The following is a 15,230-nucleotide window of genomic DNA, read 5'->3' as shown; positions in this document are numbered from 1 at the left end:
CCCGAATGACCGTTCGACCATCCGCCTGGCCCGGTCCGCCGTTTTCCGTTCTAATGGGTCGGGTAGCGGTCGGGAGGTGCGATGACACGCCGCGCATTGCTGGTCGGAATCGACACGTACCAAGCGTTCCGGCCGCTCGCCGGTTGTGTCAACGACGTGGCCGCCCTGCTGCCGCTGCTGTCCCGCAACGAGGACAACTCGCGCAACTTCTACTGCCAGACCCTGGCCAACGTCCAGCGCGGGGTCACCCGCGACGAGCTCCGTCAGGGCGTGACGCGGCTGCTCGCGCCGGGGGCGGAGGTGGCTCTGCTCTATGCCGCCTGCCACGGCGTGGACCGGAACGGCACGGTCGTGCTGGCCACCTCCGACGGGACGCGGGAATCGCCGGGCATCGCGATCACCGAGATCCTCGATGCCGCGGCGGCGAAGGGGGTCGGCGAGGTTCTGATCATTTTGGACTGCTGCCTGTCCGGGTCCGCGGGGGTGGTCCCCCAGCTCGGGTCGGACGCGAGCGTGCTGCGTACCGGCCTGGCCATGCTGACCGCGACCCGCGGCGATCAGCTCGCCGGGGAGAGCACGGACGGCCGCGGGGTCTTCTCCACCATGCTCTGCGGGGCGCTGGCGGGCGGGGCGGCGGACGTGCGCGGCAACGTCAGCATCGGCGGGCTGTACGCGTACCTCTCGGAATGCTTCGGCGTCTGGGACCAGAGCCCGCAGCTGAAGGCGAACGTCACCCGCGAGATCATCATCCGCCGGTCGCGGCCGGCGGTGCCGGTCGAGGACCTGTACGAGCTGCCCGACCTGTTCGTCACGCCGGAGTACGAGCTGCCGCTCGACCCGTCCTACGAACCGCTGGCGGAGCCGCAGCACGAGGAGCACCAGCGGGTCTTCGGGCTGCTCCAGCGGGCCCGCGCCGCCAAGCTGGTCGAGCCGGTCGGCACCGACCACCTGTACTTCGCGGCGATGGAGTCCAAGCCGTGCCGCCTCACCCCGCTGGGCCGGCACTACCGGTTGCTGGCCGCGAGGGACCTGTTGTGACCACGGTCGGGTTCACCGGGCACCAGAACATGCCCGCGGCCGCGCTCGGCTTCATCGAGCAGGGCATCCGCGAGTCGCTCCGCCGGGCCGGCCGCCCGCTGGCCGGGGTGGCCAGCCTCGCCGCCGGCGCCGACCAGCTCTTCGCCGCGCTGCTGCTCGAGGCCGGCGGCAGCCTGGACATCATCGTGCCGTGTGCCGGTTTCGAGACGACGTTCACCGACCCCGGCGTCCTGGCGACGTACCGGGGGTTGCTGCGGCGCGCCCGCGCCCTGGAGCAACTGCCCTTTGCCGCACCGTCCGAGGAGGCCTTCATGGCGGCGGGCGTCCGGGTGATCGATCGCTGCGACCTGCTCGTCGCCGTCTGGGACGGCCGGCCCGCGGCCGGCCTCGGCGGCACGGGCGACGTCGTGCGCCGGGCCCACGCCGTCGGCCGGCCGGTCCAGGTGGTCTGGCCCGCCGGGGTGACCCGGTGACCGGCCCGGCGGCTCAGCCCGAGCCGGGCGACATCCGGCTCGGCCGGACCGGCGTGGTCGAGATGTACGACGGCCGGCAGTGGGTCCCGTACGTGCGCCTGCCGGCCGACGACCCGGGCCCGCTGGTCCGCGACGTCGGCGACGAGGACACCGCCCGGGAGGCGGACCCCGGCTCGGACCGGGGCCCGGCGGCATGACCGTCCAGGCCGGCACGAACCCCACGCCGAGCGTGACCGCGGCGTCCGGCCCGTCGCCCCTGGACGCCGTGCCGGACATGCGCGCCACCGCGAAGTGGATCGTGGCGGCCGCCGCCGCCGTCGGTTCGCTGCTGGTCGGGGCCGCCCCGCTGACCGCGGTCGGGAAGATCGCCACCGCCGCCGACGCCGCGCTGGCGTTCCTGGGCCTGGCCCTGGTGCTCAGCGGGGTCGGCCTGGTCATCTGGTTCGCCGCCGAGGCGCTCGTGCCCCCGGTCACCACCCTGGCCACCCTGGCCACGCCCGAGCTGGCCGAGCTCCGGGCCCGGATGGCCGGCGACACCCGCGCCTTCTTCGGGCCGTTCGGCGCCGACGCCGACGACCTGCGGGCGGCGGCCACCCGGCATGCCCGGGCGGCGGCCCAGCTGGCGTCGCTGGCCGCCCACGAGAGGAAGGCCGACGTCAAGGCGACCCTCGAGCTCTCCCTGGCGGACGCGCACGCCAACCACGCCCTGGCCCAGCAGCTCCAGCGTCGCCTGCTGGAGTTCGTCCACGTGTGGCAGATCCGCGAGTCGCTGCGGCGGGCCCGGCTCGTCACCGTGGGGGCCATGGTGCTGATCGCGCTCGGCGCGGTGCTCTTCCTGCTCGCCACGGCCCCGCCCACCGGGGCGGCCAGGCCGGCGCCGTCGCCGTCGGCCTCCGTGCGATCCTGACCCCGTGGCCAGGCTGCTGTACTCGGTGACCATGTCCCTCGACGGCTTCATCGCCGGTCCCGGGGGTGACATGTCGTGGCTGACGCCGTACCTGGGGCCGAACCCGTACGTCGACGAGCTGATCGGGGAGATCGGGTCGCTGCTGGTCGGCAACCGCACGTTCCGCGGCGACGACCCCTACAAGGACACGCCCGGCGAGGGTCAGGCGTTCGGCGGGGGCTGGTCCGGGCCGCAGGTCGTGCTGACCCACCGGGTGCCCGCCACGCCGTGGCCGGGGGTCACCTTCGTGAGCGACTTCGCCGAGGCCGTCCGGCAGGCCAGGGCGGCGGCCGGCGACAAGTACGTGAACGTGCTGGGCGCCGACGTCGCCCGGCAGTGCCTGGCCGCGGGGGTGCTGGACGAGGTGCTCACCTGCATCGCGCCGGTGCTGCTGGGCGACGGGGTGCGGCTGTTCGCGCAGCCCGGCGGCCGTACCGTCGGGCTCGAACGCATCCACCTCTCCGGCGTGCCGCTCGCTTCCCTGCTGCGGTACCGCGTCCTGCCCGCCGGGTGACCGGCGGGCAGGACGCCGTGCTCAGTGCTGGAGCAGGTCGCCCTCGTCGAGGGCGGCCGGGTCGGGCAACGGGTTCTCCCGCAGGTGCCGGTTGTGCCGCGGCTCCTGCTTGGTCTTCGCGTCGTTGAGCTTGCGGCGCAGGTCGTCGCGCACGTCGTTGAGGGCCGCGTGCAGGTCCTCCTCGGACGAGGTGGTGACGACCTTCTGCCGGCCGGCGATCCAGCACTCCAGGGTGACCTTCTGCCCCGGGGCCTCTCGGTCCTTGACCGACACCTCGAGTTCGGTCGTGTCGGCGTGGAAGCCGGCGAGCCGGGCGTCCAGCGTGCCGAACTGCTCGGCGATCCAGTTCCGGTCACCCTGGGAGAAGCCGGCCCCGACGCGCAGGCACTCGTCGACGGTGGCGGGATTCGCAACCGCGCTCATCGCCGCACCTCCCGCCGCGGGGCGGACACGGACCGGGTGGTGCTCAGCCGTACGGTCACCATCTTCGCTGACCCTTCGCTCGGGGATGTTCCTGATCTCTCTGTTCCCCGCGGGCCGGGCCGCGTAACCGGACGAGCCACTCGAATCACCGGACCGCGTCAGGGTTGGTGCGGCGTCCGGCGGATGGAATGCACCTTGGCCGGGGGCGGCTGGTCGCCGGTGGCTATCCGCATGCCGTTGAGGTAGCCGTCGGTTTCGCGCTGCTCGCCGTACTCCTCGGTCAGCTCCGCGATGCGCTCCTGGAGCAGGCGCAGCTCCTGCTCGCGGTCGGCCGCGAGCTGCGCCCGCAGCTCGGCGATGAGCTGGTCGAACGGCCGGTCCACGGCGCCGGGCCCGGCCTTGAGCTGCTCGATGCGGCGCAGGATCTGGTCGCGCGAGTACGCCACCACGACCGCGAGCCAGGCCAGCACGAACACGCCGGTGATGACCGGGAAGACGGCGAGCGAGGTGAGGTCGGGCGGCGGCGGGGGCATGCCGTTGGGGCCGGGCGGCGGATGCCCCGGTGGCAGCCCGACGGCCAGGGTGATGATCAGCGCGCCGGTGGCGGCCACCGCGGCGATCAGGGAGCCGAGCAGCAGCCCGCTCACCTGCAGGTGCAGTCCGCCCACGGTGGACCTCGGCTCGGCGCGGGCCCGCTCGGTCATGGTCCGAGATTACGGACATCCGGCGGCGGGCGCGACACCCGGCGAGCTGATCGTCGGCCTCACGCCGACCGGCGGCGGCGCAGCACCTTGCGGTACGGCTCGAGCATCCGGTCCAGCACCGCCTCCAGCGCCGCCCGGTCGCCCTCCGGCACCGGCGAATCCGGGGCCAGGATGCGACCCAGGTCGTGCACGAGCGGATGGGTGACCGGCGGGGCCGGCGGCCCGCCGCCGACCCGATCGGGGTACGCCGCCACCACGATCTCGTTGATGGTGCGGCCGAGCACCGGCGCGATCCGTTCGATGGACCGGATGGTGGGCCGCTGTTCGCCGCTGAGCCAGCGCAGCACGACCGACGGGTCGGTGCCGGCGGCCCGGGCGAAGTGGGTGGGGGTCGGGAACCGCGCGGCCCGGATCGCTTCCTTGAGATAGCCGCCGAAGCCGGCCTCCGGCGTGGAAGGCGTCATGGGGTCGAGGATAGGCCGCCGGGGGCCGCCGGGTCATCGTCCGCCGGGTCAGCGATTGGTTGAAGGCGCATGCACTGCTAACGTCATTGGTTAGATAACCAACGGCTCGGGCGTGGAGCGGAAGGTCGTGGCGGCATGACGCAGGCGATGATCATGATGGGCGTACTGGTGATCTGCGCTGTCTCGGGCGTCCTGCTGGCCCGCCGGCCGGGCCGCACGCCCGGCCCGGACGAGCCGACCGGCAGCTGCGCCGCCCCGGCGCCGCCGGCGCCGGACGCCCCGCCGGCCGCCGTGGCCGTTCCGGGCAAGCCCGCGCAGCCGCTCCCCGCCGCGCGGCCCACCCCGCTCTCGGTCGCGCCGTCCGCACCCACACCCACACCCACACCCACACCGGCACCGGCACCCGCCGCCGACCCGGCGCCCGCCGTCCGGCGCGCCCGCAACAGCGGTTTCAACCGGTTCGCCCCCGCGGCGGGCCCGCTGACCTCCGCGCGGTGCCGCACCTCACACCGCTGACCCCCCGGTAGCGGTCACATCGTCGCGGGCCGGTTCGTCCCGATGACATGACCGACCGCACCGGACACCCCGGGGTCCCGCACATCACAGCGGGGCGGGTCCCGATCCGGGCAGCAACGGCCGGTCCCCGGCGTTGTACCGCACGGAGGGTGAATCAGAGATGTCAGCAGAAGTGAACAGGCACCGGGTCGTCATCGTCGGAGCGGGATTCGGCGGCCTCTTCGCCGCCAAGGCGCTGCGCCGGGCGGACGTGGACGTGACCCTGATCAACGGCACCACCTACCACCTCTTCCAGCCGCTGCTCTACCAGGTCGCGACCGGCATCCTCTCCGAGGGAGAGGTGGCGCCGCCGATCCGCGAGATCCTCCGCCGGCAGGACAACGTGGACGTGCGCCTCGGCTGGGTCCGGGACGTGGACGTCGAGGCCCGCACCGTAGAGGTGGCGGGGCCGGGCGTGTCGTACACCGTCGGTTACGACTCGCTGATCTTCGCCGCCGGCTCCTCGCAGTCCTACTTCGGCAACGACGGCTTCGCCGCGGACGCCCCCGGCATGAAGAGCGTCGACGACGCGCTGGAGCTGCGCGCCCGGATCTTCCACGCCTTCGAGATCGCCGACCTGCAGACCGACCCGGCCGACGTCGAGCGCTGGATGACCTTCGTGATCGTCGGCGCCGGCCCGACCGGCACCGAGATGGCCGGCCAGATCGCCGAGCTGGCCCACCGCACCCTGCCCGGGCAGTACCGGCACATCGACCCGCACCGGGCCCGGATCGTGCTGGTCGACGCGGTCGGCGCGGTGCTCAACACCTTCGGCGACCAGCTCTCCACCCGCGCGCTGCGCGAGCTGCACCAGCTCGGCGTCGAGGTGGAGCTGAACACCACAGTGGTCGGGGTCGACCCGGAGGGCATCGACGTCGAGACCGTCCGCGGCCGCGAGCGCATCCCCGCGATGACCAAGGTGTGGGCCGCCGGGGTGTCGGCCCCGCCGCTGGCCCGCCGGCTGGCGGAGGCCACGGGCGCGTCGACCGACCGCGCCGGGCGCATCCTGGTCGAGCCGGACACCACGATCCCCGGCCACCCGGAGATCTTCGTGGTGGGAGACCTGATGGCGCTGCCGGGCCGCGACGGGCGCCAGCTGCCGGGCGTCGCCCAGGTGGCGATCCAGAGCGGACGGTACGCGGCCGGGCAGATCAGGGCCCGCCTCGCGGGCCGTACCGCGGAGCGGCCGTTCCGCTACTTCGACAAGGGCAGCCTGGCGGTGATCTCGCGGTTCTCCGCCGTGGCGAGCATCGGACGGCTGCGGCTGTCCGGCTTCCCGGCCTGGCTGATCTGGCTCGTGGTGCACCTGTTCTACCTGGTCGGCTTCAAGAACCGGGTGTCGGCGGTGCTGCACTGGGCGGTCAGCTTCCTGGGCCGGGGCCGCTCCGAACGGGTGACCACGCTGCAGCAGGTGTACGCCCGCACGGCGATGCGCGACTTCGGCGACCCGTTCGCTCACCCGGGTGACGGCGCCGGCAGCACCGCGGTGGGCGCCGGGGCGGGGAGCCCGCGGACGAGCAGGTAGCCGACCATCCAGACCTCGCCGACGGTCGCGGGCAGCGTGAGCACGTCGGCGAGGGCGGCCGCCTGGGGCACGAGGTACTCGAGGAACGGGCTCAGCAGGTAACCGACGCCGCCGGCGACGAGGACCCGGCCCAGCAGCCGGGGCATCCCGGGCGACCTCAGCACGCACCACCCCATCGGGATGAGCCAGAGCCCGAAGAAGAGCGCGCCCGTCGTCCACAGGTGGCCGCTGACCACGTACATGAGCTGCACGGTCGCGGCGGCGTCGCCGATCGGCCGCCGGGCCACGTCGAGCGCGGTGCCCAGCAGGGCCGCGCTGCCCAGGATCGCGACCGCGTTGACCAGGCCGAAGGCGGCGATGCTGCCGGCCGCGACGGCGTCGGTCCGGCGGAACAGCCGGTAGAACCAGACGGCGGTCAGCGCCTGGGTCAGCACGACGAGCAGTTCGAGGGCGATCCCGGCCCGGGCCAGACCCTCGTGGGCGACCAGGTTGGCCAGCGTGGCCGGCGCGTCGCCGGCGACGAAGAGCCGGGACCGGACGAGCAGGAAGCCGAGCCCGCCGGTGAGGGCCAGGCCGAGGTAGAAGATCCCGGTCAGCCGGGCCACGCTCGGTATCTTACGTTGTAAGGCTGTCATACGTTGTAAGGTACGGGCCGTGTCAAGGAGCAGCAGCGAGAGGACGGCGCGGGAGCCGCTGAGCCGGGAGCGGGCCCTGGCTGCCGCGGTCGCGCTGGCGGACGCCGAGGGGCTCAAGGCCCTGACCATGCGCCGGCTGGCGGCCGAGCTCGGCGTCGAGGCGATGTCGCTCTACTACCACCTGCCCGGCAAGGAGGGCCTGCTCGACGGCCTGGCCGAGACCGTGATCGGGGAGATCGACGCCGCGGTCGCCCGGACGGCCCCGGCCGGCGACTGGCGGGCCGGTCTGCGACAGCGGTTCCTGGCGGCGCGCCAGGTCATGCTGGGCCACCCGTGGGCGCCGGGGCTGCTCAGCTCCCGCCGCACCATCCCGTTCGGCGTGTACGCGTACTACGACGCGATCGTGGCCACCCTGCTCGCCGGCGGCTTCTCGCCCCGGATCGCGCACCGGGCGCTGCACGCGTTCGGCAGCCTGGCCCTGGGCTTCGCGCAGGAGATCTTCAGCCCGGCCGCGGCGGGCGGGCACACCGACGTCGACGCCGCGGAGGCGGAACTGTCCGAACTGGCCGGCGCGCTCCCCCACCTGACCGCCATGATGGCCGCCGAGGCGCACGACGCCGCCGATCCCGCGCTCGGCTGGTGCGACAGCCAGGTCGAGTTCGAGTTCACCGTCGATCTGCTCCTGGACGGCATCGACCGGGCCCGCCACGGATAGCCTCGCGGGAGGCAATCGGTCCGTACCGCCCGGAGGCGCCCGATGGGACACCCGATCTTCGCCCGCGTCTACCAGCGGATGAGCGTCCGGATGGACCGCGCCGGCGCCGCCGGCCACCGCCACGCCCTGGTGGAGGGCCTGCGCGGCCGGGTCGTCGAGATCGGCGCGGGCAACGGCCTCATGTTCGCCCACTACCCGCCCGAGGTGACCGAGGTGCTGGCCGTCGAGCCGGAACCGCGGCTGCGCGCCGCCGCGGAGATCGCGGCCCGGGCCGCGCCGGTGCCGGTCCGGGTGGTCGACGGGCGGGCCGAGGCGCTGCCCGCCGGCGCCGGCGAGTTCGACGCGGCGGTGGCCACCCTGGTGCTGTGCAGCGTGCCCGACCAGCCGTCGGCGCTCGCGGAGATCCGCCGGGTGTTGCGCCCCGGCGGCGAGTTGCGCTTCATGGAACACGTCGCGGCCGAACGGCCCGGCGCCCTGCGACGCGTCCAGCGGATCGCCGACGCGACGGTGTGGCCCCGGCTGTTCGGCGGCTGCCACAGCGGCCGGGACACGCTCGGCGCGATCACCGGGGCCGGGTTCACGCTGGGCCCGGTGCACCGGTACCCGTTCCCGCCGAACGGCCCGGTGACCCCCGCCTCGCCCCATGTCCGCGGCAGCGCCACCCGGACGGGTGACCGCGGATGAGGGAATCCGCCGCCCGCCCGGTGATCATCGACTGCGACCCCGGGCACGACGACGCGATGGCGCTGCTGCTGGCCGCGGGCGACCCGCGGCTGCGGCTGCTCGGCGTCACCACCGTCGCCGGCAACCAGACGCTCGACAAGACGACCAGGAACGCGCTGCGCATCCTCGCCCTGGCCGGGGTGGACGGCGTGCCGGTGGCGGCCGGCTGCGACCGGCCGCTGACCGGCGACCTCACCGTCGCCGAGGACATCCACGGCGTGTCCGGGCTGGACGGGCCCGACCTCGACGGGCCGGTCGCCGAGGTCGAGGCCGGGCACGCGGTCGAGCTGATGCGGCGGCTGATCGCCGGGTCGGCCGAGCCGGTCACCCTGATCGCCACGGGACCGCTGACCAACGTCGCGTCGCTGCTGCGCCGCCATCCCGAGGCCGGGCGGCAGGTGCGGGACATCGTCTTCATGGGTGGCTCGACCGAGCGGGGCAACACGACACCGTACGGCGAGTTCAACATCGTCACCGACCCGGAGGCGGCCGACCTCGTGCTGCGGTCCGGGTTGCCGACCACGATGATCGGGCTGAACGTCACGCACCGGGCGCTGGCCACCACGGAGATCATCGGCGAGTTCCGCGCCCTGGGCTCCCGGCTGGGTGCGGTCTGCGCCGACCTGATGACGTTCTTCGCGGGCACGTACCGGCGGGTGTTCGGGTTCGCGCATCCCCCGGTGCACGACCCGATCGCGGTGGCCCGGGTCATCGACCCGGCGATCGTCCGGACGGTCCCGGCCCCGGTCGCCGTCGAGCTGACCGGGACGCACACCCGCGGCGCGACCGTGGTGGACCTGCACCGCCGTACCTCCGGCGCGGTGAACGCGGAGGTCGCGGTCGACCTGGACGTCGACGCCTTCTGGCGGCTGCTCCTGACCGCGGTGCGGAGGCTGGACGCGGCGTCGAACCCGTCGGTCCCGCGCGGGTAGCCTGCCGGGCATGCAACCGGCCACGAAGCTGGAACGCAGGGTGGTGGCCGCCGCCGAGCGGGCGCTGACCCGTGGACGGCACGTGAGCCCGCTCGACGTGCTGACCGGGATCGGCTGGGTGCCGCCGGGCCGGGTCACGGACTGGCGGCAGGGCCGGGCGCCGCACCTGGAAGCGGTCGCGGCGGTGTCCGCGCACCGGCTCGCCGACGCGCTGGAGATCTTCCACCGCTGGGTACGCGGCCGGGAACTGCGCCCCGGCGAGGTCGAGTACGTGGCCGCCACCCGCGACCGGCCGCCGCTGCGTTTCACCGCCGCCGGCGATCCCGAGCTGGAACGGGCCTACCGCACCCACTGGATGCCCGCGGACCTGCCCGAACCGCAGCGGGACCGGCTGACCGCCCGGCAGAGCAGACCACCGGACCTCGTGGTGGTGCAGCCGGCCGCCCCGTTCACCTGCGCGAGGTGCGGGCGCACCGACGCGGAACTGCTGATGGCCGAGGACGCCGGGCCGGCCTGCCTGACCTGCGTGGACCTGGACCACCTGGTGTTCCTGCCGGCCGGCGACGCGACGCTGACCCGCCGGGCCAGGAAGGCCAGCCGGCTCGCGGCGGTGGTGGTGCGGTTCAGCCGCAGCCGCAAGCGCTACGAACGGCGGGGCATCCTCGTCGAAGAGACGGCGATCGAGCAGGCCGAACGACAGTGCCTGTCCGACGAGGAGGCCCGCGCCCGCCGCCGGGAACGCGACCGGCAGCACCGGGAGGTCGCCGACGAGCGGTTCCAGCAGGAGCTGGCCGAGGAGATCGGCCGGTTGTTCCCCGGCTGCCCACCGGCGCGAGCGGCGGCGATCAGCCGGCACACGGGCACCCGCGGCACCGGGCGGGTGGGCCGCAGCGCCGCGGGGCGGGCGCTCGATCCGGATGCGGTGACCCGGGCCGTGGTGGCTTCGGTGCGGCACGAGGACACCGGGTACGACGACTTGTTGATGGGTGGGGTGGCTCGGGACGAGGCCCGGGAGCGGATCCGGGCCGACATCGACCGGGTGCTGGACGGGTGGCGGCGCCCGGGACCTACCTGAGGCTTCAGTGATGCATGTGCATGGCGGCGCCGTCCGCCTTCACAGCCGGCATCCGCAGGTACGCGAACACCCCGAGCGCCGCGGCGATACCGGCAGCGGCGAGAAATCCCCGGGGGAAGCCGTTGACGACGCCCGCCGCGCCGGCCAGGCTGCCGGCGCTGCTCGCCACGGCGGACAGGACCGCGACGCCGAGGGCTGCGCCGATCTCGTGCCCGGTCATCAGGAACCCGGACGCCATGCCGGCGTGCTGCGGCGGGATGCCCGCCAGGGCGGTCACGGACACCGGGACGAAGACCATGCCGACACCGAGGCCGATGGCGCCCAGGCCGGGCAGAACGTCGGTGGCGTATCCGGCGCCGGCGGACGCCTGGGCGAGCAGGACCGCGCCGCCGGTGACCACGAGCAGGCCGACCGCGGCGATGGCACGCGGCGTGCCGTGGGCGAGGGCGAGGGCGTGCCGGGCGAGCACGGTGCCGGCGGTGATGGCCAGGGCGAACGGGAGGAACGCGAGGCCGGCGCGGATCGCGGAATACCCCAGCACGGTCTGGACGAAGATGGACGTGAGGAACACGGTCGCGACGAGGATGCCGGTGACGCCGAGCATGACGACGGTTCCCGACACGAGCGACCTCACCTTCCAGGTGTGCGGCTGGACGAGCGGGTTCGCGGCGCGGCGTTCCAGCAGGAGGAACGCCGTGGCCGACAGCGCGGCTCCGGTCAGGGCGAGCAGGACGCGCGCGGAGAGCCAGCCGTGCTGCTCAGTGGCGCCGAGGGCGTAGACGAGCGCGACGAGCCCGGCGATGACGGTGGCCGCCCCGGCCAGGTCGAACTGGTTCAGCGAGACCCGCGGAGTCCGTACCCCGGGGATGACCATGAGACCGGCGAGCAGCGCGGCCGCGCCGATCGGCGCGTTGATCCAGAAGATGGTCGGCCAGCCGGCCCAGGTGGTCAGGGCGCCGCCGAGCAGAACCCCGGCTGCGACCCCGAGGGATCCGATCGCGCCCCACAGCGCGAGGCCGGTGCGGCGCTGCGCGCCCGAGTACGTGGTCATGATGATGGACAGCGCGGCCGGGGTCAGCAACGCGGCGGACAAGCCCTGGGCGGCGCGGGCCGCGATGAGCTCGGTGGCGCCGCCGGCCAGGCCACTGACGACGGACGCGACGGTGAACACGGCCAGGCCGGTCAGGAACACCTTCTTGCGCGGGAGCAGGTCGGCGATGCGACCGCCGACCAGCAGCCCTCCGCCGGACATCATCAGGTACGCGGTGACGACCCACTGCATGTCCGGCCCGTCCAGGCGCAGGTCGCGCCCGATCGACGGCAGGGCGGTGTTGACCACGGAGATGTCGAGGACGACCAGGATCTGCGCGGCGAGGGTGAGGGCCAGCACGACCCAGGACTTCCGCGGACCGGGGTCCGGGGCATCGGCGGCGAGCGGATCGGCGGCTGGTTCGGTGTGCATGGCTGCTCCTCGGTGCGGGGCCGGCGGCCCGGGTTGGCACCGCGCGGCCGGCCGCGGCGGTGGATGTGCGTCCTACCGTCGCTGCGACGCCGGGGGGATCGCGCCGGTCAAATGGCCGGGTTGCCACCTGGGCGGGAGTAGGTTCGCGACATGCTCCATGGACGCGATGAGGAGCGTGCGCGCCTCGATGCGCTGGTCGTCGCGGCGCGCGCCGGCCGGGCGGGGGCGCTGGTCGTGCTCGGCGACCCCGGCGTGGGCAAGTCCGCGCTGCTGGACGACCTGGTGGCGGGCCTGCGCTCAGCGCCGGAGCAGCCGGCGGTCCTCGTGCTGCGTACGGCCGGCGTGGCGACGGAGGCGCCGTTGCCGTTCGCCGCGCTGCACCGTCTCCTGCGCCCCGTGCTCGACCGGGACCGGTTGCCGCCGCCGCAGGCGCGGGCCCTCGGCGTGGCGTTCGGGCACTCCGACGACGGCGGCGTTCCGGTGGAGCCGTTCCTGGTGGGTGTGGCGACCTTGTCGGTGCTGACCGAGGCGGCGGACGACCGGCCGGTGCTGTGCGTCGTCGACGACGCCCACTGGCTGGACGCGGCGTCCGCGGACGCGTTGCTGTTCGCGGCGCGACAGTTGCAGGCGGACCGGGTGGCGATGGTGTTCGCCGCGCGAGCCGCCGAGGGGGGCACGGGCGCGTTCCGGCCCGACTCGGTGCCGGTGATGCGCCTCGCCGGCCTGGACCCGGCGGCGGCACGGCTGCTGCTCGCGCGGCGGGCCAAGCTGCCGCCGTCGGAGGACGTGGCCGACCGCCTGGTGGCCGAGACCGGCGGCAACCCGTTGGCGTTGCTGGAGCTGCCGACGGAGCTGGCGGCCGGCCAGCTGGCCGGGACGGCCGCGCTGCCGCCCCGGCTCGTGCTGACCGAACGCGTGGAACGGGCGTTCCTCGACCGGATCCGGCGGGCGAGTCCGGATGTTCAGGCGCTGCTGCTGTTGGCGGCCGCCGACGACACGGGCGGCACGGGCGTGCTGCACCGAGCGGCCGCCGCGTCCGGGGTGGGGGCAGCGGCGTGGGACGAGGCGGAACGCGCCGGGCTGCTGGCCGTTACGGACAACAGGGTGACGGTTCGGCATCCCCTGGTCCGGTCCGCCGTCTACCAGGCGGCGACCAGCTTGGAGCGACGGCACGCGCACGCGGCCCTCGCCCGTGCCCTGGACGACGACCCGGACCGGCAGACGTGGCATCAGGCCGCCGCGACGATCGGCCCCGACACGGGCGTGGCGGACGCGCTGCACGCGGTCGGGGAACGGGCGCAGCAGCGGGGCGCGTACCGGGCTGCGGCTGACGCCTTCGAGCGGGCCGCCGGTACGACAGCCGCTGCGCCCGGTCGCGCCGCCCGGCTGTTCGCGGCTGCCCGTAACGCGTGGTCGTCCGGAGACGCGGTGCGCGCCGGCGCGCTGTGCGCCGACGCCGCTGCCCTCGCGGACGACGCGATACTGCGCGCCGACATCGACCGCCTGCGCGGGCGCATCGAAGTGAACGTCGGATCCGCCCTCGACGCGCACCGCATCTTCACCCAGGCGGCCGGGCGCGTGGCCGCGCGGGACCCGGTTCGCGCCCTGGAGATGGCGGTCGCGGCGGCGGTCGCCCGGAGCCACGGCATCGACAGCGGCGCCCGGCTGCCGGCCGACGCGATCGACGTCGACGTGTCCGCCGGGGATTCGGCCCGTACCCGCTGCCTGAAGCAACTGCTGGTCAGCACCCGGCTCGACATCGCCGGGGAGCACCGCGCGGCCCTGACGGCGCTGCACCGGGCCCTGGACACCGCGCTGAGCGCCCCCGATTCACGTGGCGACCTCGACCTGCTGGGCAACCTCGGCAACGCCGCGCTGCACCTGGGCGATGACGACGCGCAGCGCCGGTTCTACGCGCTCATGCTCTCGACGGCCCGGGAGAAGGGCGACGGCATGACCATCCTGTACGCCCTGCAGCGCCTGCCGTTCGGCCAGTACGCCGGCGGCCAGTGGACCGCGTTGCGGGCCTCGTGCGAGGAGGCCATCGCGTTGGGGCGCAGCGTCGGACAGAGCCCGCTGACCGTTGCCGCGCAGGCGTGGCTGACCCTGCTCGCCGCGCTGGAGGGGCGCCCCGACTACGGCGTACGCCTCGCCGCGTTGCAGGAGCAGGTGCGCAGCCGCCCGCCCGTGGGCATCTTCGCCCAGCCCGTGGCGGATCTGATCCGCTGGGCCAGGGGCGCCGCGGCGCTGGTGGGCGGTGATGCCGCCGGGGCCCTGCACCAGTTCCGGCAGATGCAACGGCCGGCGTTGCAACTGATGGCCGCCACCGACCGCTTCGAGGCGGCGGTCCGCGCGGACGATCACGCCCAGGCCGCGGCCTGGGTCGGGGACCTCGAGGCGCTGGCCCGCGACACCACTCTCGCGTGGGTGCGGGCGGGCGCCGCGTTCGGCCGGGCGCTGACGGCGCAGCCCGATGCGGCGGACGGTGGGCGCGCGGTCAGCGGACTGTTCCAGGAGGCGCTGATCCACCACGGCGCTGCGGACCGGCCGTACGACCGGGCCCGCGTCCAGTTGGCGTACGGCGAATTCCTGCGCCGCCAGCAGCGGCGCGTAGACGCCCGCGGCCAGCTCCGGGCCGCCCTGGACACGTTCGAGGATCTGCACGCCGAACCGTTCGCCGCGCGGGCCGCCCAGGAACTGCGCGCGTCCGGCGAGACGGCCCGCAAACGGGACCCGTCGACCCAGCTGGACCTGACGCCGATGGAACGCAAGGTCGCCGAACTGGTCGCGCGGGGCCTGTCGAACAAGGACGTCGCCGCCCAGTGCTGGGTGTCGCCGCGTACGGTCGCTTTCCACCTGCGCAACGTGTTCACCAAGCTCGGCATCTCCTCGCGCAGCCAACTCGCCCAGCTCCCCCTGAGCTGACCGCGCCCTTTCCGGCTCACTCGTCGCACGGCGGCATCCCGGCCATGTGACCGGGGCGAGCAGGTGACGAAACCGCGACGGTGGTTCTCGTGGCGGCCGCACCGGCCGGCCAGGAAGGGAA

The 15,230-nt window shown here is 74.5% G+C and carries 17 protein-coding genes; 12 read left to right on the top strand and 5 right to left on the bottom strand.

Annotation, left to right across the window (positions count from 1 at the left end; genetic code table 11):
- Positions 1 to 81 precede the first annotated feature (81 nt).
- The 5 genes from Ani05nite_RS22590 to Ani05nite_RS22570 are packed head-to-tail and all read left to right on the top strand — an operon-like array spanning position 82 to position 2,971.
- Positions 82 to 1,038: a caspase family protein gene (locus tag Ani05nite_RS22590; RefSeq protein ID WP_203771122.1), complete on the top strand. Its 957-nt coding sequence runs from the start codon at positions 82 to 84 to the stop codon at positions 1,036 to 1,038.
- On the top strand, positions 1,035 to 1,511 hold the full coding sequence (locus Ani05nite_RS22585) for a hypothetical protein (protein ID WP_203771120.1): 477 nt from the start codon (positions 1,035 to 1,037) through the stop codon (positions 1,509 to 1,511). Before Ani05nite_RS22590 ends, Ani05nite_RS22585 begins: the two co-directional genes overlap by 4 nt.
- The gene (locus Ani05nite_RS22580) at positions 1,508 to 1,708 is read left to right on the top strand and encodes a hypothetical protein (protein WP_203771118.1); all 201 of its coding nucleotides are present in this window, start codon (positions 1,508 to 1,510) and stop codon (positions 1,706 to 1,708) included. Before Ani05nite_RS22585 ends, Ani05nite_RS22580 begins: the two co-directional genes overlap by 4 nt.
- Complete coding sequence (locus tag Ani05nite_RS22575) at positions 1,705 to 2,418, top strand: hypothetical protein (protein WP_203771116.1); 714 nt, start codon at positions 1,705 to 1,707, stop codon at positions 2,416 to 2,418. Before Ani05nite_RS22580 ends, Ani05nite_RS22575 begins: the two co-directional genes overlap by 4 nt.
- A gap of 4 nt (positions 2,419 to 2,422) precedes the next feature.
- Positions 2,423 to 2,971: a dihydrofolate reductase family protein gene (locus tag Ani05nite_RS22570; protein ID WP_203771114.1), complete on the top strand. Its 549-nt coding sequence runs from the start codon at positions 2,423 to 2,425 to the stop codon at positions 2,969 to 2,971.
- Positions 2,972 to 2,992: 21 nt separating this feature from the next.
- On the opposite strand, the gene Ani05nite_RS22565 is transcribed toward Ani05nite_RS22570, so the two are convergent.
- The 3 genes from Ani05nite_RS22565 to Ani05nite_RS22555 all read right to left on the bottom strand — a co-directional run bounded on the left by Ani05nite_RS22565 (position 2,993) and on the right by Ani05nite_RS22555 (position 4,562).
- Positions 2,993 to 3,394 carry an HPF/RaiA family ribosome-associated protein gene (locus tag Ani05nite_RS22565; protein ID WP_203771112.1) on the bottom strand — a complete coding sequence of 134 codons (402 nt, stop codon included), beginning with the start codon at positions 3,392 to 3,394 and terminating at the stop codon, positions 2,993 to 2,995.
- Between the two features lie 158 nt (positions 3,395 to 3,552).
- Positions 3,553 to 4,098, bottom strand: a complete 546-nt coding sequence (locus Ani05nite_RS22560; protein ID WP_203771110.1) for a hypothetical protein — start codon at positions 4,096 to 4,098, stop codon at positions 3,553 to 3,555.
- 59 nt (positions 4,099 to 4,157) lie between these two features.
- Positions 4,158 to 4,562 carry a helix-turn-helix domain-containing protein gene (locus Ani05nite_RS22555; RefSeq protein WP_203771108.1) on the bottom strand — a complete coding sequence of 135 codons (405 nt, stop codon included), beginning with the start codon at positions 4,560 to 4,562 and terminating at the stop codon, positions 4,158 to 4,160.
- A 135-nt stretch (positions 4,563 to 4,697) separates the two neighbouring features.
- Between Ani05nite_RS22555 and Ani05nite_RS22550 the strand changes: the two genes are divergently transcribed.
- Both Ani05nite_RS22550 and Ani05nite_RS22545 read left to right on the top strand, forming a co-directional pair.
- Positions 4,698 to 5,078 carry a hypothetical protein gene (locus Ani05nite_RS22550; RefSeq protein ID WP_203771106.1) on the top strand — a complete coding sequence of 127 codons (381 nt, stop codon included), beginning with the start codon at positions 4,698 to 4,700 and terminating at the stop codon, positions 5,076 to 5,078.
- Positions 5,079 to 5,238: 160 nt separating this feature from the next.
- The gene (locus Ani05nite_RS22545; protein ID WP_203771105.1) at positions 5,239 to 6,642 is read left to right on the top strand and encodes an NAD(P)/FAD-dependent oxidoreductase; all 1,404 of its coding nucleotides are present in this window, start codon (positions 5,239 to 5,241) and stop codon (positions 6,640 to 6,642) included.
- Here the strand turns inward: Ani05nite_RS22545 and Ani05nite_RS22540 are convergent.
- Positions 6,573 to 7,247 (bottom strand): DUF4386 domain-containing protein, encoded by a 675-nt coding sequence (locus Ani05nite_RS22540; protein WP_239130498.1) that lies wholly within the window; start codon positions 7,245 to 7,247, stop codon positions 6,573 to 6,575. The two genes, Ani05nite_RS22545 and Ani05nite_RS22540, sit on opposite strands and share 70 nt — an antisense overlap.
- A gap of 49 nt (positions 7,248 to 7,296) precedes the next feature.
- On the opposite strand from Ani05nite_RS22540, the gene Ani05nite_RS22535 reads away from it, so the two are divergent.
- From Ani05nite_RS22535 to Ani05nite_RS22520, 4 genes are read left to right on the top strand one after another with little or no spacing between them, the layout of a single operon-like run.
- The gene (locus Ani05nite_RS22535) at positions 7,297 to 7,992 is read left to right on the top strand and encodes a TetR/AcrR family transcriptional regulator (RefSeq protein WP_239130497.1); all 696 of its coding nucleotides are present in this window, start codon (positions 7,297 to 7,299) and stop codon (positions 7,990 to 7,992) included.
- A 42-nt stretch (positions 7,993 to 8,034) separates the two neighbouring features.
- Positions 8,035 to 8,676, top strand: a complete 642-nt coding sequence (locus tag Ani05nite_RS22530; protein ID WP_203771101.1) for a class I SAM-dependent methyltransferase — start codon at positions 8,035 to 8,037, stop codon at positions 8,674 to 8,676.
- Positions 8,673 to 9,647, top strand: coding sequence for a nucleoside hydrolase (locus Ani05nite_RS22525; protein ID WP_239130496.1), 975 nt, complete (start codon positions 8,673 to 8,675; stop codon positions 9,645 to 9,647). The genes Ani05nite_RS22530 and Ani05nite_RS22525 overlap by 4 nt, the downstream gene beginning before the upstream one ends.
- A 10-nt stretch (positions 9,648 to 9,657) precedes the next feature.
- Positions 9,658 to 10,722, top strand: a complete 1,065-nt coding sequence (locus tag Ani05nite_RS22520; protein ID WP_203771099.1) for a DUF2293 domain-containing protein — start codon at positions 9,658 to 9,660, stop codon at positions 10,720 to 10,722.
- 4 nt (positions 10,723 to 10,726) lie between these two features.
- Here Ani05nite_RS22520 and Ani05nite_RS22515 read toward each other — a convergent pair whose 3' ends face one another.
- Positions 10,727 to 12,184 (bottom strand): MFS transporter, encoded by a 1,458-nt coding sequence (locus tag Ani05nite_RS22515; RefSeq protein WP_203771097.1) that lies wholly within the window; start codon positions 12,182 to 12,184, stop codon positions 10,727 to 10,729.
- A gap of 150 nt (positions 12,185 to 12,334) precedes the next feature.
- Here Ani05nite_RS22515 and Ani05nite_RS22510 point away from each other — a divergent pair, with 150 nt between their 5' ends.
- Positions 12,335 to 15,109, top strand: a complete 2,775-nt coding sequence (locus Ani05nite_RS22510; RefSeq protein WP_203771096.1) for a helix-turn-helix transcriptional regulator — start codon at positions 12,335 to 12,337, stop codon at positions 15,107 to 15,109.
- Positions 15,110 to 15,230: the final 121 nt, after the last annotated feature.

The sequence above is a fragment of the Actinoplanes nipponensis genome (assembly GCF_016862275.1).
Classification (GTDB): domain Bacteria; phylum Actinomycetota; class Actinomycetes; order Mycobacteriales; family Micromonosporaceae; genus Actinoplanes; species Actinoplanes nipponensis.
The sequence above is the reverse complement of the archived record's forward strand: the minus strand, read 5'-3'. Positions and strand labels throughout refer to the sequence as shown.

What these genes read in the sequence shown, in the direction of transcription:
- Ani05nite_RS22590 (WP_203771122.1), top strand. Translation starts at nt 82, where the DNA reads ATGACACGCCGCGCATTGCTGGTCGGAATCGACACGTACCAAGCGTTC.
- Ani05nite_RS22575 (WP_203771116.1), top strand. Translation starts at nt 1,705, where the DNA reads ATGACCGTCCAGGCCGGCACGAACCCCACGCCGAGCGTGACCGCGGCG.
- Ani05nite_RS22565 (WP_203771112.1), bottom strand. Translation starts at nt 3,394, where the DNA reads ATGAGCGCGGTTGCGAATCCCGCCACCGTCGACGAGTGCCTGCGCGTC.
- Ani05nite_RS22560 (WP_203771110.1), bottom strand. Translation starts at nt 4,098, where the DNA reads ATGACCGAGCGGGCCCGCGCCGAGCCGAGGTCCACCGTGGGCGGACTG.
- Ani05nite_RS22555 (WP_203771108.1), bottom strand. Translation starts at nt 4,562, where the DNA reads ATGACGCCTTCCACGCCGGAGGCCGGCTTCGGCGGCTATCTCAAGGAA.
- Ani05nite_RS22550 (WP_203771106.1), top strand. Translation starts at nt 4,698, where the DNA reads ATGACGCAGGCGATGATCATGATGGGCGTACTGGTGATCTGCGCTGTC.
- Ani05nite_RS22545 (WP_203771105.1), top strand. Translation starts at nt 5,239, where the DNA reads ATGTCAGCAGAAGTGAACAGGCACCGGGTCGTCATCGTCGGAGCGGGA.
- Ani05nite_RS22530 (WP_203771101.1), top strand. Translation starts at nt 8,035, where the DNA reads ATGGGACACCCGATCTTCGCCCGCGTCTACCAGCGGATGAGCGTCCGG.
- Ani05nite_RS22525 (WP_239130496.1), top strand. Translation starts at nt 8,673, where the DNA reads ATGAGGGAATCCGCCGCCCGCCCGGTGATCATCGACTGCGACCCCGGG.
- Ani05nite_RS22520 (WP_203771099.1), top strand. Translation starts at nt 9,658, where the DNA reads ATGCAACCGGCCACGAAGCTGGAACGCAGGGTGGTGGCCGCCGCCGAG.
- Ani05nite_RS22515 (WP_203771097.1), bottom strand. Translation starts at nt 12,184, where the DNA reads ATGCACACCGAACCAGCCGCCGATCCGCTCGCCGCCGATGCCCCGGAC.
- Ani05nite_RS22510 (WP_203771096.1), top strand. Translation starts at nt 12,335, where the DNA reads ATGCTCCATGGACGCGATGAGGAGCGTGCGCGCCTCGATGCGCTGGTC.